The sequence below is a fragment of the Duganella sp. FT27W genome, from assembly GCF_009295655.1.
Classification (GTDB): Bacteria; Pseudomonadota; Gammaproteobacteria; order Burkholderiales; family Burkholderiaceae_D; genus Rugamonas; species Rugamonas zoogloeoides.
Genome location: NZ_WHIV01000004.1, coordinates 669920 through 695931 on the forward strand (window position 1 = coordinate 669920; position 26012 = coordinate 695931).

The following is a 26012-nucleotide window of genomic DNA, read 5'->3' on the forward strand; positions in this document are numbered from 1 at the left end:
GTATCTGTCTCCTCCAGCAAAAGTCCTGTCTCCTCATTCAGAATATCAAGTTACCAGTAACCGACCAGGGCTAGTCCGTTGGCGCCGCTCTGGATGCCGACCAGGGTCGCATCGACCACCAGTTGCGCCACCATTTCGTCGCGGCTGTGGTTGTCCAGGTAAGTGTCCCAGCGCGCCAGCGTGGCCGTATCGGGCGCCGCGTCGGTGATGTTGCGGTACAACTGAGTCACGAAGGCGGCGTCGTCGAGCGTGCCGTACAAGCGCTGGAACTCGGCCGACTGCGTGAAGCCATGGGCCAGCGTGGCGCCGGTGGTGTTCTGCGCCAGCCAGTACTGGAAGCCCTCGAGGTCGCCAGCGCGGTCGAGCGTGAGCTGGTACAACATGCCGATTTCGCGCAGCGTGGACGTGGCGGCCTGGGTGAAGGACAGGTCGAACACCTTGCCGTCGAATTCGCCGAGCTCGATCTGGCGCACGGTATTCATGCTGCCCACGCCCTGGCCCACCATCAGGTCGGCGCCGTTGTCGCCATAGACGGTTTCGTTGGCCAGCACTACCTGGTAGCTGGCAGCCGCGCCGGTAAACACGGCGGTGTCGGTGCCGTCGCCGCCGACCAGCAGGTTGGACCCGCTACCGACCACCAGCCGGTCGTCGCCGGAGCCGGCCAGCCAGCCATGCTCCTGGTCCAGCGTGCGGCCACCGAGGTCCATGCCGTCGGCGGTCCACCACAGGGCCTTGTGGGCGTCGCTGTTGGCGATATCGGTCAGCACGGCAGCGCGCACGCCGACGTCGCCGGGCGCCGCGTCCAGCCGCGCCACGAAGCCGGACAGTTCGCCGGAAGTCGGTTCGCGATCGAGCGTGTTGCGCAGCAGGGCCGAGACGAAGTCGGCGTTACCGAGCTTCATCAGGCCATCGCGCGCCTCGACCTGGCCCAGGAAGGCGCCAGCGTACTGCTGGGCCGTCATGGCCTGGTTGGTCCAGTACGTCAGGCCCATCAGGTCGGGCGCGCGGTCGAACGCCGCGTGGTACAGCAGCGACAGCGTTTCCAGGCGCACGGCATCGGCAGCCACAAAGCCCAGCTGCTGGATGCTCATGTTGAGCTCGGACGTGGCGATGGTTTGCGTGACGCCAAGCAGGGTCGATTCGTGCGTGCCTAGCACTGTGCCATCGGCCTTGAGCGTGAAGCGCCACTGGCCGCTGTCGGTGCGGCCACCCTGCAGCACGTCGTTGCCGGCGCCCGCCACCAGCACGTCATTGCCGGCGCCAGCGAACAGGATATCGTCGCCATCGCCGCCGTCGAGATAGTCGTTGCCGCCGGCGGTGCCCAGGATGTCGTCGCCGCCGTTGCCGTACAGCGTGTCGTTGTCGAAGCCCACGGTGAGGGTGATGTGCTGGGCGGCGTCGTCGCCGATCAGGAAGTTGCTGCCTGCCCCGCCCTGCACGCGCGCCGCGCCGACGATGGCGCCAAAGTCGAGATTGTCGATCTGCAGGCCCACGCCGGACAGGCCGCGCGCATCGATCACCAGCGCGATCTCGGTGTTGGGGTCGATCACGGCAGCGGCAGCAGCCAGGGCGCCGGCGCGCGGTCCCGGCGCGGCGGCCAGGGTGCCGGCCTGCACCGAGGTGTCGCCGGCGATCAGCAGCCAGGTGTCGTTGATGGTGCTGTTACCGGAGATGCGCAAGGTGCCGTTCTGTTGCAGTTCATTGGCATCCTGGCTGGCCAGGAACAGGCGCGCCTGGTCTTCCATCGCGGTGCGGGTGCTGCTGACGACCGTATGGTCGTCGATGCGGCCGATCAGGTCGGTCGCCGCCATGGCGCCGGCCAGCAGGACCGACGGCCCGGTGGACTCGAAGCCCACGCCCACCGGCACGCTGATGGTCAGGGTGCTGCCCACGCCGTCGGCATTGGGGGCGATGCCGAGCGGGATGTCGGCCAGCGTGGCGTGCGGCGTGCCGGTATCTTCGTTGCGGACGGTGCTGACCACCGGCACCGTCACGGTGCGCGAGATCAGGCCGGTGCGATCATCGACACCGGTCTGGGTGCGTACATCGACACCATCGACCGTGGCCACCGTACCGCTGTTGACCGGCAACACCAGCGGCACGGTAGCGCTGTTGGTGTTGCCTGCCGCATCAGTAAACAGCTGGCCCGGCACGCCGATCGAGACCGGCGCCGTGCCGGTCGGAGTGAGCGTGGCGGTGTAGGTGGTGCCGCTGCCGGTGAAGTTGGTCAGCGTACCGCCGGTGACGATGATGTTGGACACGTTGAGTACGCCAGCGTCGCTGAGGGTGAAGGTCAGCGTGGCGCCCTGCCCTTCGACCAGTGCGGCGGCGCTGCTGGTGATGGTGACGGTCGGGGCGATCGTGTCCACCAGGTAAGGCACGCTCTGGGCGGCGCTGACGTTGCCGGCAGCGTCGGCCACCCGCACCACCAGGGTGCCGCTGACGTTCTCGGGCAGGGTCAGGCCGTCCAGGGTCCAGGCCTGGCCGATGGCAATCGCCGTGACCCAGGTGCGGCCATCGTCGATCGAGACTTGCACCACGTCGCCCTCGGCCAGCGGCGCCGACAGCGCGCCGCTCAGCGATTGCCGTGGATTGTTGGTGACCAGGTCGCCAGGCGTGCCACTGTCGGTGGAGAAGCCGATGGCGCCGGTTGCCGCTGCCACCGGCGGCACGGTATCGATTTGCAGCGATGGCAGCGTGGCATTGGTGCCGCTGTTGCCGGCGGCATCGCTAAAGCCCGACACGGCAATGGTGGCGGTACCGGCCGGCACGCCGGCAGGCGCCGTGAAGGTGGCGGTGTACACCAGCGGGTCGGCGGTGGCGGTGAGCGGCCCCAGGGTTCCACTGGTGACCGCCACGTTGGCGGCAGTGAAGTCCACCGGCGCGGCCGAGAAGGTGAAGGTGATGATGGCTGGCTCAACGCCGTTGGCCACCGGCACGTTGCTGGTGATGACAACGGTGGGCGCTGCCTGCGCCAGCACGTAGGCGTTGACGGTGGCGGCGCTGGTGTTGCCGGCAGCGTCGATCACGCGCACCTGCAGCACGCCGTTACCGGTCAGCGTGTGGTCGAGCGACCAGCCGGTGCCAGCGACCGTGGCGACCTGCCAGGTGGCGCCGTCGTCGAACGATACCTGCACCGCTTCGCCGGCTGCCAGCGGCAGCGACAAGTCGCCGCTGACAGTCTGCTGCGCCACCGACGTGATCAGATCGGTACTGCTGACACCGGTATCGGCCGAGAAGCGCGGGCTGCCGCTGGCCACTGCGAGCGGGGCCAGCGTGTCGATGGCGATTTGCGGGCCGGTGGCGGCAATGCCGCCATTGCCGGCCAGGTCGGTGTAGGCGGCAGCGGCCACCGTGATGGCGGCAGTGCCGCTGGCCACGCCGGCGGTGGGCGTAAACACCGCCGTGTACACCAGCGGGTCGGTGGTGGCCGTCAAGCCCGACAGCGCGCCATTGGTGACCGCGATGGCAGCGCTGTCGAAGCCCAGCGGCGCTTCGCTGAAGGTAAAGGTGATCAGCGCGGTGCCGGCGCTGTTGACGGCGTCGGTGCTGCTGGTGATGACCAGGGTCGGTGCAATGGTGTCCACCACCAGGCCCGTCAACGCACCGCCCACGCCGGGGTTGCCGGCCACGTCGGTGTAGCTGCCGGCGGCCAGCGCCACGCCGACCGCGCCGTTGTAACCGGCTTCGGCCGTGAAGACGGCGGTGTACACGGTGGGGTCGGCAGTGGCGACCAGGGCGCCGATGGTGCCGCCGGTGGTGCTCAAGCTGGCGGCGGTGACGCCGGCCGGGGCTTCGGAGAAGGTCAGCGTGATGACGGCCGTGCCGGCGGCGCCGATGGCGGCGACATCGCTGCTGAGCGTGACCAGCGGCGCGCTCTGGTCGAGCACGTAGTCGGTGGCGCTTTCGAGACCGGTATTGCCGAAGGCGTCGGCCACGCGCACCCGCAGCACGCCGCTGCCAGCCAGCGTGTGGTCGATGGTCCAGGCGGCGCCGGTGGTGTCCACCGTGGCGGTTTGCCAGTTGGCGCCGTTGTCGAACGACACTTCCACGCGCTCGCCGGCCTCCAGCGGCGCCGACAGGTTGCCGCGCACGGTCTGGGCAGCCACCGACGTGACCAGGTCGGTATTGCTGGCGCCGGTGTCGGCCGAGAAGCCGGGCACGCCGATGGCGACGGTCAGCGGCGCCAGGGTGTCGATGGCGATCTGCGGTCCGACCGCGCCCAGGCCGCCATTGCCGGCCAGGTCGGTATACACGGCGGCCGCCACGCTGATGGCGGCGTTGCCGCTGGCCAGGCCGGCGTCCGGCGTGAACCGCGCGGTGTACACCAGCGGATTATCGGTAGCCGTCAAGCCGGACAGCACACCGTTGGCCACCACGATATCTTCGGCGGTAAAGCCCTGTGGCGCCTCGCTGAAGGTGAAGGTGATCAGCGCGGTGTCGCCCGCCTTGAGCGCCGTCACGTCGCTGGTAATGGCAAGCGTCGGCGCAATGCCATCGACGACCAGTCCCGGCAACGCGCCGCTGGTGCCGGCGTTGCCGGCCGTGTCGCTGTAGCTGCCAGCGGCCACGGTGACGCCGACAGCGCCGGTATAGCCCGGGTCGGACGTGAAGACGGCGGTGTACACGGCCGGGTTGGCGGTGACGGCAAAGCCGCTCACGGTGCCGCCGGTGACCGTCAGGGCGGCGGCCGTCAAGCCTTGCGGCACCTCGCTGAAGGTAAAGGTGAGCGTGGTGCTCTGGCCCGGTAACAGCACTGCGCTGCTGCTGGCAATGGCCACGGTTGGAGCCACCGTATCGACCGTGTACGGCGTGCTGACAGCGGCGCTGAAATTACCGGCAGCATCGGCCACGCGCACCACCAGGGTGCCGCTGGCGGCCAGCGTCTGGCCGGCCAGGGTCCAGCCGGTGCCGGTGACGGTGGCGGCGGTAAAGGTCTGGCCGCCATCGACCGACACTTGCACGACATCGCCGGCAGCGAGCGGCGCCGACAGCGTGCCGCTCAGCGTCTGCTGCGGATCATTGGTGATCAGGTCGCCCGGGGTGCCGGTATCGTTCGACAACTGCACGCCGCCGGTAACGGTGGCAACCGGCGCCACGGTATCGATCTGCAGCGACGGAATACTGCCCGGCGCACCGCTGTTGCCGGCGGTGTCCGCGTAGCCGCCGGTGACGGCAATGCTGGCGGTGCCGGCCGCCACGCCGGCCTGCGGCGTGAAGACGGCGGTGTACACCAGCGGATCGGCGGTGGCGGTAACCGCCCCCAGCGCGCCACCGGTCACTGCCACGCTGGCAGCCGAGAAGCCGGCCGGCGGCTCCGAGAACGTGAAGGTGATGACCGCGCCATCGACGCCGTTGGCCACCGCCAAGTTGCTGGTGATGGTGACGGTGGGCGCGCTCTGGTCGAGCGTGTAGTTGTTGAAGGTTTCGGGGCTGAGGTTGCCGAAGGTGTCGGCCACCCGCACCCGCAGCACGCCGCTGCCGGTCAGGATATGTACCAGCGACCAGGTGGTGTCGGCGCCATTGGTGGCCACCGTGGCGGTCTGCCAGGTGACGCCGTTGTCGAACGAGACCTGCACGCTCTCGCCGGCCGCCAGCGGCAGCGACAGCCGGCCGCTGACGGTCTGTTCTGCCACCGAGGTCACCAGGTCGGCGTTGCTCACGCCCGTATCGGCGGAGAAGCGCGGGAAGCCGATCGCGGATGCCGCCGGCGCCAGCGTATCGACCGGGATCTGCACGCCGGCGGCGGCGGTGCCGGGATTGCCGGCCAGGTCGGTGTAACCACCAGCTGCCACGCCGATGGCGGCGCTGGCGCCGGATACGCCGGCGCTCGGGGTAAACAGCGCCGTGTACACCAGCGGATTGGCGGTGGCGGTCAGGCCCGACAGCACGCCGTTGGACACGTTGACATCATCGGGCCCGAAGCCCACCGGCGCTTCGGTGAAGGTAAAGGTGATCACCGCCGTGTCGCCGGCCTTGAGCTGGGCGCTGCTGCTGGTGATGACCAGGCTTGGCGCCACCGCATCGACCAGCATGGTCGGCGCGGCGGCACCGAGGCCGGCGTTGCCGGCGGTGTCGATAAAGCCGCCCGGCGCCAGCGATACGTTGGCGGCGCCGTTGTAACCGGCAGCGGGCGTGAACACCGCGCTGTACACGTTCGGGTTGGCGGTAACCGCCAGGCCGCTGACGGTGCCGCCTTCCACGGTCAGGCTGGCGGCGGTGAAGAACTGCGGCGCTTCGCTGAAGGTAAAGGTGAGATTGGCGCTCTGGCCGGCCGACAACGTAGTCAGATCGCTGGTGATGACCACGGTCGGCGCGGTGGTGTCGATCACGTAGGCCGACGACCAGACCGGGCCATGGTTGCCGGCAGCGTCGTTGACGCGGACGTATACCTGCCCTGCGCCGGCCAGCAGCACCGGCGCCGGCAGCGCCCAGGCGTTGCCGCCGGCCGGCGTGACGGCGGCGCTCCAGCTGGCGCCGCCGTCGAGCGAGACTTCGACCGTTTCACCGGCGGCCAGGTTGGCGCTCAGGGTGCCGGCGATCGATTGCAGCGGATTGTTGGTAATCAGGTCGCTGCCGCTGATGCCGGTGTCGCTCGAGAATGCCACCGAGGCACCGATGGTGGTGGGCGCCAGCGTGCTGTAGCTGATCGGCGTCATCGACGCCAGGCCGCCCGGATTGCCGGCCACGTCGGTGTAACCGCCGGCCACGGTGATGCTGGCGGTGCCGTTGGCCACGCCCTGGTCGGGCGTGAGAATCACCGTATACACCAGCGGATTGGCAGTCTGGGCGAAGCCGCTGATGGTGCCGCCGGTGACCACGATATCGCCGATATCGAAGCCGACCGGCAGTTCGTTGAAGCTGAAATTGATCACGGCCTGCTGGCCCAGCGCCAGGATGCCGGCGTTGCTGGTAATTTGCAGCACGGGCGGGGCGCTGTCGACCGCGATCGGCGCCGACGTGAAGCCCGCGCCAAGATTGCCGGCAGCGTCGGTGTACTGCCCGACCACCAGGCTGACGTAAGCGCCGGCGCCGGCCAGGCCTGCGTCAGGCGTCAGTTGTACCGTGTACACGCGCGGATCGGCGGTGACGGTAAAGCTGGTCAGGGTGCCGTTGATGGCCACCAGGTCGGTGACATCGAAGCCGACCGGCGCTTCGCTGAAGGTCAACGTAAACGAGGCCACTTCGCCGTCGCGCAGCACGGTGGTGCTGCTGGCAATCGTCATGGTGGGCGCCACCAGGTCCAGCAGATAGCTGGCCGAGAACACCGGGCCGGTGTTGCCGGCCACGTCGGCCACGCGTACCTGCACCGTGCCGCCGGCGCCGCCATTATCGGGCAGCACTTGCAGCGCCAGCGCCCATTGCGTGGCGGAGGTGGCGACGGCCGTGAGCCAGCTGGCGCCATTGTCGAGCGAGACTTGCACCCGTTCGCCGGTGTCCAGCGCGCCGTTGAGGGTGCCGCTGATGACCTGGGCGGCAGTGTCGGTAATCAAATCGGTGTTGCTGACGCCATTGTCGGCCGAGAAGGCGACCGACGCGCCGGTGATGCCGGGGGCCAGCGTGTCGATGGCGATCGGCGCGCTGCTGGCGCCGGTGCCGATATTGCCGGCGGCGTCCACCACCACATTCGGCGCCACGCTGATGAAGACGTTGGCGCCTGCCAGCCCCGGCTGCGGCGTGAAGGTCGCGGTGTACACCAGCAGGTCGGCGCTCGCGTTGAAGTTGGTGAGCGTGCCGTTGGCGGCGCTGATATCACCGAGCGTGAAGCTCACCGGCGCTTCGGTAAAGGTAAACGTGATGGTGGCGGTCTCGCCCGCCTTGAGGCTGCTGGTGCTGGTATCGATGGTCAGCGATGGCGCCACGGTATCGACCGTGATCGATGGCAGGGCGCCGCCCGTGCCCAGGTTGCCGGCAGCATCGGTGTACAGGCCGTTGGCCAGGCTGACGCTGGCGCCAACGGTCGAGCCTGCCGTTGGCGTGAGCAGCACGGTGTACACCAGCGGGTTGGCGGTGGCCGTGAAGTTGCTCAGGGTGCCGCCGGTCGGAATCAGGTCGGCCTGGACAAAGCCGGTGGGCGCCTCGCTGAAGGTGAACGTGATCAGCGCCGACTGGCCGTCGCGCAGGCTGGTGGCAGCGCTGGTAATGGCCACCGTGGGCGCCGTGGTGTCGATGGTATAGGCGTACGCGGTCACCGGGCCGTGGTTGCCGGCGGCATCGCTCACGCGTACCTGCACTGCACTGCTGCCGGCGTTCAATGTCTGTCCGGCCAGCAGCCAGGTGTTGGTACCCGGCGCGGCAACCGCGCCCTGCCAGGTGATGCCGTTATCGAGCGACACTTCCACCAACTCGTCTGCCCCCAGCGCGCCGGACAGGGTGCCGGAGATATCCTGCAGCGCGGTATCGGTCACCAGGTCGGTGCCGCTGGCGCCGTGGTCGGCCGAGAACGTCACGCTGGCGCCGGTGGTCAGCGGCACGACGGTATCGATGGTAATCGCGGGCGGGGTATTGACGGTGCCGATATTACCGGCCAGGTCGGTGAACTGCGCCACGGTGATCTGGGCGCTGCCTGCCGCCACGCTGGCAAACGGCGTCAGCACCGCCGTGTACACCAGCGGGTTGGCGGTTTGCACCAGGTTGCTGAATGCGCCGTCGGTGGCGCCCAGGCTGGCCAGCGTCAAGCCGACCGGCGCCTCGCTGAAGGTGAACGTGATCAGCGCGGTGGCGCCGGCCTTGAGCACGGCGGTGTCGGAGGTGATTGCCAGGGTGGGGACCACGTTGTCGATGACGATCGGCGCCAGGCTGGCGCCCAGGCCGCTGGTCGCGCCATCGGTATAAGCACCGTCGGCGATGGTGATCGTACCCAGCACCTCGCCGGCCCCAGGCGTAAATATGGCGGTGTACACCAGCGGATTGCCGGCGTCGATGCTAATCGCGCTCAAGGTTCCGCCCATGACCACCACATCGCCATCGGTGAAGTCAGTGGGCACGGTGCTGAAGCGGAACGTGATGGTGGCCGTAGTGCTGCCGTTGAGCGTGGTGACATCGCTGCTGATCGCCACGCCGGGCGCTTGCGTGTTGTAGTTGATGGTGGGCGTACTGGCGCCCACGCCGTTGTTACCGGCAGCATCCGTGTAGCCGCCGGTCGCCACGGCAACCGTCGCCGTGCCAGCCGCCTGGCCAGGGGTGGGCGTGAACACGGCCGTGTACACCAGTGGATTGGCGGTGGCGGTCACAGTGCCGAGCACCCCGCCGCTGACGGCCAGGCTGGCGTTGGTGAAGCTTACCGGCGCTTCGCTGAAGGTAAACGTGATCAGCGGCGTATCGGCGCTGTTGAGCGCGGTCAGGCTGCTGGTGACCTGTACCGTCGGCGCGGTATTGTCCAACGTGTAGCCGAAGCCGGTCGCAACGCCATGGTTGCCGCCGGCGTCGGACACGCGCACCTGCACCTGCTGGCCGAAGCCGGCCGACAGGGTCTGGCCGGCCAGGGTCCAGCCGCTGGCGCCAGCAGTGGCAGTCGCTGCCACCCAGGTCACGCCATTGTCGAGCGAGACTTCCACCGTTTCGCCGGTGGCCAGGTTGGCGTTCAGGGTACCGCTGATCGTTTGCGCGGCGACGCTGGTCACCAGGTCGCCAGCGGCGCCGGTGTCGCTCGAGAAGCTGACGGCGCCACCGATGGTGGTCGGCGCCAGGGTGTCGATGGCAATCGTCGGGATCGCGGCACCGAGGCCGGCATTGCCGGCGCTGTCGGTGTAGCTGCCGGGGATCACCTGCACCGTGCCGCTGCCGTTGTTGACGCCGGCCGTCGGCGTGAACACCACGGTATAAACCAGCGGGTCACTGGTGGCGGTCAAGGTGCCGAGGGTGCCGCCGGTGACAGCCAGGCTGGCGTTGGTGAAGCCCACCGGCACCTCGTTGAAGCTGATGGTGATGGTGGCCGTTTCGCCGACCTTGAGCGCGGTGGTGCTGGCGCCGATGGTCGCGGTAGGCGCGACCGTATCGAGCACATACGAGCGCGCATAGACGGCGCCGTGGTTGCCGGCGGCATCAGTCACGCGCACTTGCAGCACATTGCTGCCAGCGAGCGTCTGGCCGGCCAGGGTCCAGGCCGTGCCGCTGGTGATGGCGGCAGTCCAGGAGGCGCCGTTGTCGAGCGAGACTTCCACTGTCTCGCCCGTGCCCAGGATCTGGCCCAGCGTGCCGCTGATGGTTTGCGCAGCGACATTGGTGAGCAGATCGGTGGCGCTGATGCCGTTATCGGCAGAGAACACCGCGCTGCTGGCCACGGCGAGGGGCGCCTGGGTATCGATGGCCAGGGTTGGCTGCACAGGGGTACCGACGGCATTGCCGGCGGCATCGGTGACAGCGCCAGGCGCCAGCGCGAAGCTGGCGTTGACGCCCTGGATGCCGGCGGTCGGCGTGAACAGCGCGGTGTACACCAGCGGGTTGGCAGTGGCGACCAGGCCGCTCAAGGTGCCGCCGCTGGCGGTGATCGTGGTGGCGTCGAAGCCGACCGGCGCTTCGCTGAAGGTAAACGTCACCTGCGTGGTCTGGCCAACACCCAGCGCGGCGCTGCCGCTGCTAATGGTGAGCGTGGGCGCCAGAGTATCGATGGCCATCGGCAGCGAGGCGGCGGCGCTGCCGCTGTTGCCGAACGCGTCGCTGTAAGCGCCGCCAGCCACCACCACCGAAGCGGTGGCTGCTGCCAGGCCGGCCGTCGGCGTGAACTGGGCGGTGTACACCAGCGGATTGGCGGTGGCGGTGAAACCGGTCAAGGTGCCATTGCCGGCGGCAATGCTGGCAGCCGTAAAGCCGGTCGGTGCGTTGCTGAAGGTAAACGTGATCTGCGCGGTGTCACCGATCGCCAGGGCGCTGTCGTTGCTGGTGATGGTCAGCGTGGGCACGCTGGTATTGACGGCGAAGCTCGCCGGGGCGCCGGCCTGGCCCGCATTGCCGGCGTTGTCGATGTAACCGCCGGCATTGACCGACACGCTGGCGGTGGCGCCGGACTGGCCGGCCGTCGGCGTAAACACGGCCGTGTACACCAGCGGATTGGCAGTGGAGGTGAAGCTGCCGACCACGCCGCCGGTCACGGCCAGCGAGGCAGTCGTGAAATTGAATGGCGCCTCGGTGAAGGTGAACGTGAGCACCGCGCTCTGGCCCACGCCGAGGACGGCGGTATTGCTGGTCACCACCACGGCAGGCGCCGTGGTATCGAGCACATAAGCGGTGCTCGAGACGGGACCGAGGTTGCCGGCCGCATCGGCCACGCGCACCTGCAAGGTGTTGCTGCCGGCCAGATTGACGCCGGCCAGGCTCCAGCCGTTGCTGCCGGCCGTGCCGGTGGCATTGATCCAGGTGGCGCCGTTATCGAGCGACACCTGCACGGTTTCGCCGGACACCAGCGCGGCATTGAGCGTGCCGCTGACGGTTTGCGCAGCGACATTGGTGACCAGGTCGGTGCTGCTGGGGCCATTGTCGGCCGAGAAGGTCACGCTGGCGCCGGTGGTGACCGGCGCCACGGTGTCGATGGCAATCGGCGCCGACACGGCAGCCGTACCGCCGTTACCGGCGGCGTCGGTGTACGTGCCCGAGTTCACCGTCAAGGTGACCGCGCCCGAGGCCACGCCGCTGTTGGGCGTCAGTTGCGCCGTGTAGATCAGCGGATTGGCAGTGACCGCGAAGTTACTGAGCACGCCATTGGCGACCTGCACGTCGCCCACCACGAAGCCGAGCGGCGCTTCGCTGAAGGTAAACACCACGGTGGTGGTGTCGCCCAGCTTGAGGGACGTGGCCGGGCTGGTGATGGCCAGGGTGGGCGCCACGGTATCGACCGCGATCACCGGAGAAATGCCGCTGCCGCCCGACAGGCCGAGCAGGTCGGTATAGCTGCCGCCGATAACGGTGACCGAGGCCGGGCCCGTGATATTGGCGCCCGGGGTAAACAGCGCCGTGTACACGCCGCCGCCCTGGTTGACCAGGTTGCTGATGGTGCCGCCGGTGGCGACGATGTCGGTCGCGTCAAAGCCGAACGGTACGGCGCTGAAGGTAAAGGTCAGGTTGGCCGTCTGGCTGGCGTTCAGCGCGGCCTTGTCGCTGGTGATGACCACCGTCGGTCCCAGCGTGATCGAGATGCCCAGTGCCGACCCCGCCCCGCCGGCATTGCCGGCAATGTCGGTATAAGTGCCGGCCACCAGTTGCACGCCACCGAGTAATCCACCGAGGCCGCCGTTGGGAGAGTAGTCCACGGTAAACACGCGCGGATCGGCCGTGGCCTGCAGGTTCGACACGGTACCGTTGACGCCGGTAAAGCTGGCCAGCGACAGGCCGTACGGCGCCTCCGAGAACGACACCGTGATCGCGCTGCTCTGGCCCGCGCCCATCACGTTGACGCTGGTGCTCAGGGTGGCCGTGGGTCCGGTGACGTCAAGCACATAGGCGGTGCCATGGGCAGTGCCCGCGTTGCCGGCGGCATCGACGACCCGCACCTGCATGGTGTTGCTGCCGGTAAGCGTGACGCCGGCCAGGCTCCAGGCGGTGCTGCCCGCGCTGGAACTGGCGGTGGTCCAGCTGGTGCCGTTGTTGAACGAGACTTCCACGCGTTCATCGACGGCCAGGCCGGCGGTGAGCGTACCGCTGACGGTCTGCTGGGCGGTGCGGGTAATCAGGTCGGTGCTGCTGGCGCCGCTGTCTGACGAGAAACTCACGGCGCCGCCGGTGGTAGTGGGCGCGGTGGTGTCGAGCTTGTAGTTGACGCTGTATGGCGTATTGCTGCCGCCGGGATTGGTTACCCGCACTTGCAGCACGCCGGCGCCGGTCAGGGTCTGGCCGGCCAGGGTGAAGGCGGTGTTACCCACGCTGGCAGTGGCATTGGCCCAGGTGGCACCGTTGTCGAGCGAGATTTGCACCTGCTCGCCGCTTTGCAGGGCCGCGGACAGGGTGCCGCTGATGGTTTGCGCGGCCACATTGGTGACCAGGTCGGTATTGCTGATGCCGCTGTCGTTTGAAAACGCCACCGCCAGCGCGGTGGTGGCGCTGGGCACGCTGGACTGCACCGTGGTAACGCTGTTGCTGACGATGACATGGCCGTCGTTGACGCCGATGGCCAGCGTGGCGGTGCCGGCCTGGCCGGGCGCCGCCTGGTACACCAGCGCCTGCAACGCCGCCTGGGCGGCACCGGGAGCGGTCGACGTGTGGGTGTAGGTCAGGCCGCCATCGGTGGTAACAAAGCCGGCAGCAGCGGCCGACGCGGCGGTAAAGGTACCGAGATTGCTGTTGGTGTTGGTGACGGTGATGGTGAGGATCACCGAGCTGCCCGTGTCGGGATCGGCAATGACGACATTGGCAAACGGCCGCACGGTGCCGCCCGCAGCCACCGCCTGGCCACTTACCGTACCGGTAACGACCGGGGCGTCGTTGACCGACAGCGCACTGACCACGGTGCCGGTGTTGACCGCACTGGACAAGCCGTTGGCATCAACGGCGGTGAGCGAGAACGTGGTGTTGACGGTGGCGCCCACCACGGCCTGGTTGTCGGTCGGGGTGAAGGTCAAGGCTTTGAGCTGCGCGCTGAGCGCTGCCGGCGAGGTGGCACTGAGCGTGTAGTTGCCGGCGCTGCCGGTCAGGCCCGCGCCCGACAGCACGCCGTTGGCGGCGGTGTAGTTGATCGTCAGGCTGACGTTGTCGCCGTCGATGTCGGCGACATTGACGTTGGCGAACGGGTTGATGGTGGCATTGTCGTTGACATTGCCGATCGAAACGCCGGTGATCGTCGGCGGGCTGTTGGCAACGTTGGACACCGCGATGCCCACCCCGGTCACACCGATATCGCCGCCGGTGACCACGCTGTTCCAGTCGTCGCCGGCCGTCAGCTGGTACGTGGCGCCGCCGCTGGCCGCGGTGCCGTTGCGGTTGAGCAGCGCGGCAATTGCCGCCACGTCGGCGCCGGTCAGGGTGACCGAAAACGACGTGGCGCTGGTCACTTCCACGTTGCCGGTAGTGTTGAGGGTATAGGCAACGCCGCCTTCGCCGCGCAGCGAGAGCTTGCTGACGGTGATGTCGTTGGCCGCGCCCAGCGTGCCGACCAGGTTGCTGCCGGTAACGGTCAGCACATGGGTGGTGGCGTCGTAGGTGGCGCCGGTGATGGTGGGCGCCGCCACGTTGCTCACGGTGACCGGGTTGCCGGTAGGATCCTGGCCGCTGGGGCGGCTGACGTCCCAGTTCAGCCCGGCCGACAGGTTGAAGCCGACGCCGCTGACGGCGGTGCCACCGTTGTTGTTGAGCACGCCACCGAGGGCCAGCTTGTCGGCAGCGTTGAGCGTGATTGCAAACGACGTGCCGCTGGCGGCCGTCACCAGCGGCGACGTCAGCGTGTAGCTGCCGCCCTGGCCGGTCAGGCTGAGCTTGGACGGATCGATGCTGTCACCGGCGTTGATGCCGGCAGCAGTCACGGTCAGCACGCCGGTGCTGGCGTTGTACCCGGCCGACGTGATCGACGGCGCCACGCGGGCGTTGGCTACGGTCACATCGTCGATACTGACTTCAAAGCCGAGCGGGTTGACGATGCGTACGCCAAAGATGCCCTTGAAATTGGCGGCCGCGCCCAGATTAAGCAAGCCGTCTTCGTTGATGATCAAGCCGGTGACCGACTGGCCGCCGCCGGTGGGCTGGAAGTTGGCGTCGAGCGCATAGACGGTAAACACCACGTTACCGAGCAAATTGCCGACCGCATTGCCGCTGCCGATCTTGATGCTGGTCAGGTCGAACACGCCGCTGTTGGCGCGCAGGTCCACGTAGCTGACCGGCGAGAGCAGCGAGCCGTTGATGGTCAGGCGGTCGTCGGTCAGCCCCAGCACGCCATTGGCATTGACGACGGTGACACTGCTGTTGCTGAGGCCGCCGCTCTGGGCATACAAGTCGAGGCCGGTATTCAGGATGTTGGTGACATTGACCACGGTGCCGGCAGCCAGGCCGGTGGCATTGAGCAGCGTAACGTTGCTGTTGGTGTTGAAGGTCAGGGTGCCGGGGTTGCCGTTGTTGACCAGCGCCAGCGTGTGGGCGTAGTCCTGTTGCGCCTGCACCGAGACGGCGCTGGCCGCTTCGATGCTGCCGGTTGCCGCTTCCAGCACCCAGTTGGCGCCCAGCACGTCGCTGCCGGTCACATCGGTAGAGGCGGCCACGTCGGCGCCGGTGAGGCTGGCCAGCGCGTCGATGAAGGCGGCGCCGGTGTCGCCCTGGGCCACGTCGCAACCGTACAACAGCAGGTCGCCGCCTGCGCGCAGCGCGCCGCCCCACTCGGCCAGCGCGGCCGCATGGGTTGCCAGGCTGGTGGCGTCGAGCACGGTGTCGCCGATCTGCAACTGGCCGCTGGCGCCGTGCGAGACAATCTGGATGCTATCGAGCCCTTCCAGGCCGGCCAGCGCGGCAGCGATCTGCTGCACGCCGTCGCTTTCCGGCGCCAATTGCACCACCAGCACCCCCGCGCTTGCAGAGGTCAGGAACACCCCGGCGTCGGCAACGCGGGCATCGATAAACAGGACCGAGTGGTATTGACGCTGGCTCATTTTGCTACTCCAAAAAGTTACGCTACAGGAACGATTATGGGTAGCTTCAAAGCGATCACGAAATTTTCCTGTCTGCCAAACACTTTGTCCGGTGCGGCAAATGCCGGCGTCCGTTGGCGCACATAATTTCTGTTACGCATTTTGTTAAAATGCTCTTCTTTTCCCGGCGTTTTCGATGGGTTTCGGCGGGGTTGGCCAATTTCGGTTACTCTCAGCACCAAAATAGCTCTTACTGCATTTGCTTAAAAGGATTACAAATTGCCAACTCTTTTGACACGACGCCTGGCCTTGCTGGCCGATGAAAAACACCGCGCCGTGCTGGCAGGCGGTTTGCGCGGCATCGAACGGGAAACCTTGCGCGTGGACGGCGCCGGCCAGCTGGCCCGCACCCGTCACCCGGTCGCTCTCGGCGCCGCCCTGACGCACCCGCAAATCACCACCGATTACGCTGAAACCCTGCTGGAATTCATCACCCCCGCCCAGTCCGACATCGCCACCACCATCGCCAGCCTCGACAGCATCCACCGCTACGCGTACAGCAAGCTCGGCGACGAACTGCTGTGGAGCCAGTCGATGCCGTGCGCGCTGCCGGCCGAGGAAGATATCGAGATCGCCTGGTATGGCACGTCCAACCTGGGCACGCTCAAGCACGTATACCGGCGCGGCCTGGCGCTGCGCTATGGCAAGGCCATGCAATGCATCGCCGGCATCCATTACAACTACTCGCTCGACGAGCGGCTGTGGCGCGTGCTGGCCGAGAACGAACCGAATCCGAAGCAGCTGGGCGCCAAGGCCTATCAATCGGAAGCCTACCTGGCCACGATCCGCAACTTCCGCCGCTACAGCTGGCTGCTGATGTATTTGTTCGGCGCTTCGCCGGCACTGTCGGCCGGCTTCCTGCGCGGCCGCCCGCACCAGCTTGAACAACTGTCGGACGACACCCTGTACCTGCCGTACGCCACCAGCCTGCGCATGAGCGACCTCGGCTATCAGAACGATGCCCAGTCCGGCCTGCGCCCGCACGAGAACTGCCTCGACAGCTACGTGGCGGCGCTGACGCGCGCGGTCAACCAGCCGTATGCGCCCTATGCCGAACTCGGCACCAAGCGCGACGGCGAGTGGATACAGCTCAGCACCAACGTGCTGCAAATCGAAAACGAGTACTACGCCACCATCCGCCCCAAGCGCGTGATCCAGACCGGCGAGCGGCCGATCCAGGCGCTGTGCGCGCGCGGCGTGCAATACATCGAAGTGCGCTGCATGGACGTCGATCCGTTCGAACCGGTCGGCATCAGTGTGGCAGCGGGCCGCCTGCTCGACGCCTTCCTGCTGTTCTGCGCACTGGAAGAAAGCCCGGCCATCACGCCCGAAGAAGGCGCGCGCCACACCGCCAACTTTGCGCGCACGGTCAAGGAAGGCCGCCGCCCGGGCTTGCTGCTCGACGGCGACCACGGCCCGGTCGCGCTGGCGCAATGGGGCGAAGAACTGCTCGAACGCATCCGCCCGGCCGCCGAGCTGCTCGACAGCCTGCGCGGCGACACCGCCCACGCGGACAGCCTGCGCGCGCAAGCGGCCAAGCTGGCCGACCCGTCGCTCACGCCGTCGGCGCAAGTGCTGGTCGCCCTGCGCGAACACGGCAACTCGTTTGCCGCCTTCGGCCTGGCCCAGAGCGAAAAGCACGCCGCGTACTTCCGCAGCGCGGCCCCGGGCGCAGCGGAAGCCGCCGCGCTGGACGCCATGGCGGCCGAATCGCTGGCCGAGCAGGCCGCCATGGAAGCGGCGCCACGCATCGCTTTCGACGACTACGTGGCCGCCTACCGCAACAGCAACCTGTGCCACTCCACTCCCGGCTGCGACTGAACACCGAGGCCCGAGCGTGCTAACTTTCTACAACGAGCTGCACGCCCAACACCGGGGCCGCCACGAATTTTTCCGGGGCGCCCTGGTGCCGTGCTTTGAAAAGCCGGAACGGGCCGACTCGGTGCTGGCCGAACTGGGCCGTCGCGGCCTGGGCCGCATCGTCACGCCGCAGGGCGTGCCGCTGATGTCGCTCGAACGGATCCACACACCGCGCTACCTGCACTTCCTGCGCACCGCCTGGAGCGAGTGGCTGGCACTCGACCCGGCCAATGCCGGACACGACGCCTTCCCCTCGGTCTGGCCGGTGCGCTCGCTGCGCCACGACATCGAACCGGACAATTTTACGGCCCGCATGGGCCTGTACTCGATGGACAGTGGCACGCCACTGACGGCCGGCACCTGGACCGCCGCCAAGACCGGCGCCGACTGCGCGGTCAACGCCGCCCACGCGCTGCGCCTGGGCGAACGCGGCGCCTTCGTGCTGAGCCGCCCGCCCGGCCACCATGCCGGCAAGGATTTTTTCGGCGGCTACTGCTTCCTCAACAACGCCGCCCTGGCGGCGCAGCACATGCTCGATGATGGCGCCCGCAAGGTGGCCATCCTCGACATCGACTACCACCACGGCAACGGCACCCAGAGCATTTTCTACGACCGCAGCGACGTGCTGTTCGTCTCGATCCACGCCGACCCGCGCAGCGAATACCCGTTTTACCTCGGCCACGCCGACGAGCGCGGCGACGGCGCGGGCCACGGCTTCAACATGAATTTACCGCTCCCGCAGGGCAGCTCGGCCAAGGCGTGGTTTGCGGCGCTGGAGACGGCCTGCATCCGCCTGGGCAGCTTCGGCGCGGACGCGCTGGTGGTGTCGCTGGGGGTCGATACGTTCGCGGGCGATCCGCTGTCGCGGTTTGCCTTGCAAAGCGCCGATTACCTGAAGATTGGCGAGCGGCTGGCATACCTGAATCTGCCCACCGCGTTCATCTTCGAAGGCGGCTATGCGGTCAAAGAGCTGGGCGTGAACGTGGTGAACGTGCTCGAAGGGTTCGAGACGGCGCTGTAACCGCGCCGTCCCGTTTTTACTTTTTACTTAATAGACGTCGCGGCGGTAACGACCGGTCTCGATCAGGTCGTCGAGCGCGGCGCGGCCGATCATCTCTTCCAGCGCCGCATCCACGCCGCCCGCCATGCCCTGCAAGCTGCCGCACACGTACAGCACTGCGCCCTCGGCGATCCAGTCGCGCAGCACGTCGGCGCGCACGTGCATACGGTCCTGCACATACTCGCCGCCGGTCACGTCACGCGAAAACACCAGGTCGAGTTCCGGCAGCATGCCTGCCGCGCGCCAGCCGGCGATCTCCTGCGCGCAGATGCTGTCGAACTCGCGCTGGCGCTCGCCGAAGATCAGCCAGTTGCGCTGCTGCCCGGCCTGCACCCGCGCCCGCAGGTGCGAACGCAAACCGGCCATGCCGGAGCCGTTGCCGATGTAGATCGCCGGCCGCGCCTCGGCGTGCATGTCGAACGCCGGATTGGCAATCAACCGCACCCGTACTTCGTCGCCCACCTGGGCGCCGTCGGTGAGCCAGCCCGAGGCCAGGCCCAGCGCGGGACCGGACGCGCCTTCATAACGCACCTGGCGCACCAGCAACTGCAGCACGCCATCACTTGGCAGCGAGGCCAGCGAATAGCGGCGCGGCGCTACCGGCGTCGATGCGGCTGCCTGCGTTGCCTGTGCCGCTGGCGATGCGGCCTGCATCTCTGGCGACACTGCCGCTACCGGTGCACCGGCCGGCGTGTAATGGCCAGGCCAGATATCGGCCAGCGCGCCGGGACGCCAGTCGGCCGCAGGGTCGCCGGACAAGGTGATCTCGTACAGGCCATCGCCCACGCTGCCCGGGTTGAGCAGCTTGCGGCCGACGATGCGCCAGCTGGCGTAATCGGTATCGGCCACGGCTGCGGACAAGGCCAGTTCCGGCGCATCCGAAGCCGAGCCGCCGATCAGCGCATGCAAGGTGCCCGACCAGCGCGCCAGCGCGCCGGCGTCGCCATTATCGACCTCGATGGTCGGATGCAGCGCTTGCGCGCCCATGGTGCGCAGGCGCGCGTCGAGCGCGTGGCCGAAGCCGCAGAACTGCGCGTAGTTGCGGTCGCCCAGCGCCAGCACCGCGTACTGCATGTGCTGCAACTCCTCGGCGGCCGTGTGCAGCAGGCGGTTGAAACGGCGCGCGGCGTCGGGTGGCTCGCCCTCGCCGAAACTGCTGGCGACGAACAGCGCGCGCTTGTACTTGACCAGCTGCGGCGGCGTCAGTTTTTCCAGCGAATGCACGTGCACCGCCACGCCGGCCGCCTGCAGGGCCGCCGCGCTTTGCAGCGCCAGGCGCTCGGCCGCACCGGTCTGGCTGGCGTAGGCCAGCAAAACGGCGTCCGCACCCGCAGCGACCGTACCGGCGCCGCCGGCGGCAAATTTCTTGCGTTCGGCGGCGGCGCTGCGTTTTTGCTTGCGCCGGTTCAGGTACAACATCCAGCCGGTGATGGCAAAGCCGGGCAAGGCCAGGCTGATGAGGAACATCACGATCCTGCCCGGCATGCCGAAGAAGCTGCCCACGTGCAGCGCATAGATCGACGCCTGCGCCTGGCCGCCCACCGTCATCTCCGCGTACGGCTCGTTCTTGATCATGGCGCCGGTCTGCTGGTTGAGCGCCATGCGCCCGCGCGCGCGCACGTGCGGCGCATCCTTGGCAGTCCAGACGATTTGCAGCGGCGCGGTGGCGCGTTCCGGTATGCGCAGGAACGCCATGCGCCAGTTGGGCGCGGCGCCTTCGAACGTGGCCCAGCTGGCGGCCAGGTCCACCGGCGGCGGCTTGACACCCTTGGCCGGCTTGGGACCGGGTACTTCGCGCGCCACGCGCGTCACACCGAGCCAGCCATCGACCGTGCTGCGCACCACGTCGAAACTCCAGTACACGCCGGTCAGTGTGAAGATCACGTAACCGAGCATCATCCAGGTGCCCACCACCGAGTGCAGGCCCCACAGGAACGAGCGGCCTTTCAGGCGCAGATCGAGCTTGAGCCAGGCGCGCCAGTCGCCCGCGCGGCGCGGCCAGCGCAAATACAGGCCGCTCAGCGACAGTCCCAGCAGGCATAGCGCCAGGATGCCAAGTGCGATGCGGCCGGCGTCGCGCGGCAGCAGCAGGTGGCGGTGCAGCGAATCGACCCACTCGAACACTTCGTCGTAATGCAGCGGCGGCAGCAGCGCCCCGGTGTACGGGTTCAGGAAGATCGCCTCGCCGCGCTGTTCGCCCTTGGCGGGCGCCAGGCCCACGCGCGCGGTGCTGCCCGGCTCCGAATAGATGATGATGCTGGCGATGCGCGCATCCGGGTGCAGGGCCTTGGCGGCAGCGGCGATCTGCGGTGGCGTCAGCACCGGCGCATTCTGCACCGCGATATTGCGCACGCCGGGATTGAGGAAGTCGAGCAGCTCTTCGCGGAACGACAGGATCGAACCGGTCAGCCCGATCAGGATCAGGATGGTGCCGGCGGTGATGCCGACAAACCAGTGCAGCTGGAACCAGAGCTTTTTCACAGGGCCACCTTCCCGGCAGCAAAAACAACGGAAATGGCGAGGATCGGATGGATCGGCTGGTGCATGGCGGGCAGACAATAGGGGGAATGTCGACATTCTATAGGTAATAGGAATCATTATCAATTACACCGAGATAATGTCACCCGTGCGACTGTAAAAAAAATATACTGTTGGTTATGACAACGACGCTCCCACTCCCCATCACTGCCGAGGCTGAACAGTTCAAGCTGTTCATCTCCAGCGTCAGCGATTACGCCATCTACATGCTCTCGCCCGATGGCATCGTCTGCAGCTGGAATGCCGGCGCCCAGCGCTTCAAGGGGTATTCGGAGACGGAAATCGTCGGCCGCCATTTTTCGTGTTTTTACACGGAAGAAGACCGCGCCGCCGGGCGCCCGGCGCAGGTGCTGCACCAGGCCGCGCAGGCGCGTTTCGAGGACGAGGGCTGGCGCGTGCGCAAGGACGGCACGCGCTTCTGGGCCAGCGTGGTGATCGATCCGGTGCGCGCCAGCGACGGCGCCCTGATCGGCTTTGCCAAGATCACGCGCGACGTCACCGAGCGCCGGCGTGCCGACGAAAGCCTGGCGCAGGCCAAGGAGGCGCTGTTCCAGTCGCAAAAGCTGGAAGCCATCGGCAAGCTCACGGGCGGCATCGCCCACGACTTCAACAACCTGCTCAACGTGATCACCAATGGCCTTGACCTGCTGCGCGTGGTCAACGACCGGCAGGCGCAGAACAAGACCATCGACAGCATGGAGCGCGCCGCCAAGCGCGGCGCCAGCCTCACCCAGCAACTGCTGGCGTTCGCGCGCCAGCAGCCGTTGAAACCGGAACGGGTCAATCTCAACCGCGCCATCAGCAGCTTCGAGGCGGTGCTGCGGCGCGCGATCCGCAGCTCGATCCGGCTCGAGATGCAGCTCGCCGCCGTCCTGCCCGACGTGATGACCGACCTGACGCAGTTCGAATCGGCGCTCTTGAACCTGGTGGTCAACGCGCGCGACGCCATCGATGCGAACGGCACGATCACGCTCACCACCGCAGTCGATGGGGCCAGCGTGGTGGTGTCCGTGCGCGACACCGGCGCCGGCATGACCGAGGCCGTGGCGCAGCGCGCGGTGGAGCCGTTCTTCACCACCAAGGAAGTGGGCAAAGGTTCCGGCCTGGGCCTGTCGCAGGTGTACGGGTTGATGCAGCAGGCCGGCGGCAACCTGGCGATTACCTCCACCCCGGGCGCGGGCGCCTGCATCACGCTGCGCTTCCCGGCGCTTGCCTATGCGCCGCAGGAGGCGGACAGCGACGAAGCGGTGGAAAAAGTGCTGATCGTGGACGACCAGCCCGACGTGCTGGACATGGCCAGCCATTTGTTCTCCAGCCTGGGCTACCAGGTGCTGGCGGCCAACAACGGCCAGGAGGCGCTCGATACCTTGCGCCGCCATCCCGACGTTTCGATCCTGTTCAGCGACGTGGTCATGCCCGGCATGAGCGGCATCGAGCTGGCCAAGAGCGCGGTGAGCTACCTGCCATCGCTCAAGGTGATCCTGGCCTCGGGCTATGTCACTTCGGCGCTGCAACAGGACCACCCCGACCTCGGACAGTTCCAGCTGATCGGCAAACCATACCGGCTGTCGGACGTGATCCGCAAACTCAAGCTGGTCAGCGCTTAGCGACTTCCCTTCCCCGGGTCCAGCCACGCGACGATGGTGGCGATCATCTCGTCGGCATCGACCGGCTTTGAAATGAAACCATCCATGCCGGCCGCCAGGCATTCGCCGCGCTCGGCCTGGGTGACGCCCGCGCTCATGGCCAGGATCGGCGTGCGCACGCCGCGTTCGCGCAGCAGGCGCGTGGCCTCGTAGCCGTCCATCACCGGCATTTGCACGTCCATCAGGATGATATCGAACGGCGCCTGCGCCATGGCCAGCAGTTCCAGCGCATCGCGGCCGTTTTCCGCCACCGTCGGTGTGGCGCCGGCCAGTTCCAGCAGGCGCGAAGCGACCAGCTGGTTGATCGGGTTGTCCTCCACCAGCAGCAGGCGCCGGCCCGCCAGCGGCCTGGCCTGCTGCTGCGCGGTGCCGGCCGCCGGGTCGCTGAGGCCATCATGCTGGCCGGGATTGGCCAGTTGCGCCAGCAGCCGTTGCAAGGCGCGGCGTGTGACCGGCTTGGCCACCGCGCCGTCGAACAGGGCATCGTCGAACGCCGGCCCCCCTGCCGCATGCATCAGCACCAGCTGCATGCCGGCCGCGCGCGCGGCGCCCCGCAGTCGCTCGGGGGCTGTCGCGTACAGGCCCGCGCTCACCAGCGCCACGCCGCTGTGCGCACCGTCACCGGCCTGCTGGTGCAGCCAGGCGATGGCTGCATCGACGGTGTTGGCGCTGTGCGCCGGCAGCGCGTAAAACGCGGCGTTCTGCAGCAGTGCCTTGAGCGATGCCAGGTGGGCGTCGATGAACAGCAGCGGGCCGGCGGCCACCGCTGGCAGCAGCGGTTCGGTCTCCGGCCCCGGACTGGGCGCCAGAGCCACCGGCAGCGTGACCGTAAACTCGGCGCCGGCGCCGGTCGCGCTGGTGACCGCGATATTGCCCTTCATCAGCGCCACCAGCTTGCGCGAGATGGCCAGCCCCAGGCCGGTGCCACCGTACTTGCGCGAGGTGGACATGTCGGCCTGCTCGAACGGCTGGAACAGGCGCTGTTGCTGGTCCGCCGACATGCCGATGCCGGTGTCGCGCACGGTGATGGCCAGCTCGCCGCCGTGTAGCGCCAGGCGCACCACCACCTCGCCGGCAGCGGTGAATTTCAGGGCGTTGTTGACCAGGTTGGTGATGATCTGGCGCATGCGCATGGCGTCGCCGACGAGCCGTTCCGGGAAGTCGGCCGGCACCACGATGGCCAGCTCCACCCCGGGCTTGCGGCCCGAGGACAGCATGGCCGCTTCGGCGGCCTCGACCAGGCCGTGGGTGTCGAACGCTTCGTGCTCGATCTGGATCTTGCCCGCTTCGATCTTGGAAAAGTCGAGGATGTCGTTGATGATGTGCAGCAGCGAACGGCCGCACGACTCGATCAGTTCCAGGTAGCCGCGCTGCTCGCCGGTCAGGCGGGTATTGCCGAGCAAATGCGAGGCGCCCAGCACCGCGTTCATCGGCGTGCGGATCTCGTGGCTCATGTTGGCGACAAATTCGCTCTTGGCGCGGTTGGCCGCTTCGGCCAGTTTTTCGTTGGCTGCCTGGGCGATCTCGATCTGCTTGCGCGCGGTGATGTCGGTGACCAGGATGTGGAAGCCGCGCACCGGGCCGTCGCCATCGGCGTCGGGAATGTAATCGGTCATGAAGTGCTGCGGCCAGCCGGGGCGGTCGAACGCTTCCTCGAAATGCACGGTGGCGCCGTCGAGCACGCGCGCGATGCGGCCGCGCAGCACGCCGTATACATCGTCGCCCAGCACCTCGGCCATGTGATGCCCGATCATGGCGTCCGGAGCAATGCCCAGGATGCGCTGGTGGGCGTGGTTGGCAAAACGGTAGACGTGGTCGCGATCGACATACGCGATCAGCGCCGGACTGTTGTTGGCGATGGTGCGCAGGAATTTTTCGCTGTCGTGGGCCTTGCGCTGCGCTGCGCGCTCCTGCTCCTCGCTGCGCGACTTGGCGGCCAGCGATGCTTCGAGCGCCTCCGTGCGCTGCGCCACCTTGTGTTCGAGCGCGGCGTTGAGGGTATTGAGTTCGTCGCGCTTTTGCGCGAGGCGCGCCAGCAGCGCGTCGAACGCGCCGGTGAGGGTGTGCACTTCGTAAAAGCCGCCGCGCACCGACAGCGTGGCGCCGTTGGTGTCATCATGGTCGGTACTGGCGCCGATGGCCGCTGCCGCCTCGGCTGCGGCCAGGAGTGGCGCGGTCAGTTTGCGCGCCAGCAGCCAGCCGCCCACCGAAAACAGCAGCGTGAGCACGATGCCGCTCTGGTAGATGCGGCGCTGCATATTGACCACGTGGGCATACGCGGTATCGGCCTGCTGGCGCGCCAGCACGGTCCAGCCCAGGCCCGGGTAATCGCCCTTGCCGTGGGTGGCGTAGCGCGCCGTGATATAGCGTTTGCCATCGACCCATTGCAGCTCGGTGGCCACCGGCGACGCCGCCGGCGCGCCGGGCGCCAGCCGTTCGAGCCGGTTGCCGACGGCGTCGTCGGGTCCCATCAGCACGGTGCCGTCGGCCGCCAGCACCATGATCTCCACCGGACGGTCGGCCACCGGCGCATTGAACATGCGTCCCAGCTGGCCGATCCAGCCCCAGCTCAGGTGCGCGCCCAGCACGCCGGGGGCTACGCCATCGGGCGTGGCCAGGCGCACCGGAAAGGCCAGATCGACAAAGCGCTGCGGGTTGCCGCGGTCGAGCGGCAAATGCTTGGCCAGCAGCTTGGCGTCGTGGACATCGTGGACGAAGATGCCCTTGACGGCGTCGCTGAACCACGGCCGCGCCGACACATCCACGTCCTCGAGCAGGCCGCCGGTGCTGGCCACAACCTTGCCATCGGCGCCGGCCAGGCCGATCCAGGCGTATTGCGGGGCCGAGGTTTGCACTTGTTCGAGCAGCGCGCGGCGGGCGGCAGTGGCGCGACCGGCATAGGCGGGGTCGCGGTCGATGCGCTCGGCCAGCTGGCGCACTTCGAGGTAGCGCGTGGCCATGTTGTCGTCGATCATATCGGCTGCCGTGCGGGCCCGTTCGGCCAGGATCTCGCCTACGGTGCGTTTGATGTCGGTGGTGGCGATGCCGCCCACGATCCACACCATCAGGCCCGTGACCAGCAGCGTGGCAGCCGCGATCACGATCGTCAGCAGGGTGCTGAGGCCTGGCAGGCGGCGGCTGTCGCGCAAACTCATGGGGGCACCGGTGTGAATATCTTGGGAGAAAAGTCTAACACACGGCCTGTGGCGCACATGGCACGGGCGACATGCAAAAAACAGATAACCACGGCAAAAATCATTCGTTCCTTCTGCCCAGCTTGCACCTTTATAGTGCGCAAATTATCGACTT

6 protein-coding genes are annotated in these 26012 nt (G+C 67.7%); 3 read left to right on the forward strand and 3 right to left on the reverse strand.

The features are described 5' to 3' along the window. Positions 1-50: 50 nt before the first annotated feature. On the reverse strand, positions 51-15560 hold the full coding sequence (locus F8197_RS20135; protein ID WP_152883324.1) for an Ig-like domain-containing protein: 15510 nt from the start codon (positions 15558-15560) through the stop codon (positions 51-53). Between the two features lie 258 nt (positions 15561-15818). Here F8197_RS20135 and gshA point away from each other — a divergent pair, with 258 nt between their 5' ends. Both gshA and F8197_RS20145 read left to right on the forward strand, forming a co-directional pair. Continuing rightward, on the forward strand, positions 15819-17420 hold the full coding sequence (gshA, locus tag F8197_RS20140) for a glutamate--cysteine ligase (protein ID WP_152883325.1): 1602 nt from the start codon (positions 15819-15821) through the stop codon (positions 17418-17420). A gap of 16 nt (positions 17421-17436) precedes the next feature. Then, positions 17437-18480, forward strand: coding sequence for a histone deacetylase family protein (locus F8197_RS20145; RefSeq protein ID WP_373996919.1), 1044 nt, complete (start codon positions 17437-17439; stop codon positions 18478-18480). 27 nt (positions 18481-18507) lie between these two features. Here the strand turns inward: F8197_RS20145 and F8197_RS20150 are convergent, their stop codons facing one another. After that, positions 18508-21000: a PepSY domain-containing protein gene (locus tag F8197_RS20150; RefSeq protein ID WP_373996920.1), complete on the reverse strand. Its 2493-nt coding sequence runs from the start codon at positions 20998-21000 to the stop codon at positions 18508-18510. 176 nt (positions 21001-21176) lie between these two features. Here F8197_RS20150 and F8197_RS20155 point away from each other — a divergent pair, with 176 nt between their 5' ends. After that, complete coding sequence (locus F8197_RS20155; protein ID WP_152883326.1) at positions 21177-22664, forward strand: PAS domain-containing sensor histidine kinase; 1488 nt, start codon at positions 21177-21179, stop codon at positions 22662-22664. Here the strand turns inward: F8197_RS20155 and F8197_RS20160 are convergent. Then, positions 22661-25858, reverse strand: a complete 3198-nt coding sequence (locus tag F8197_RS20160) for an ATP-binding protein (RefSeq protein ID WP_152883327.1) — start codon at positions 25856-25858, stop codon at positions 22661-22663. The genes F8197_RS20155 and F8197_RS20160 overlap by 4 nt on opposite strands. Positions 25859-26012: the final 154 nt, after the last annotated feature.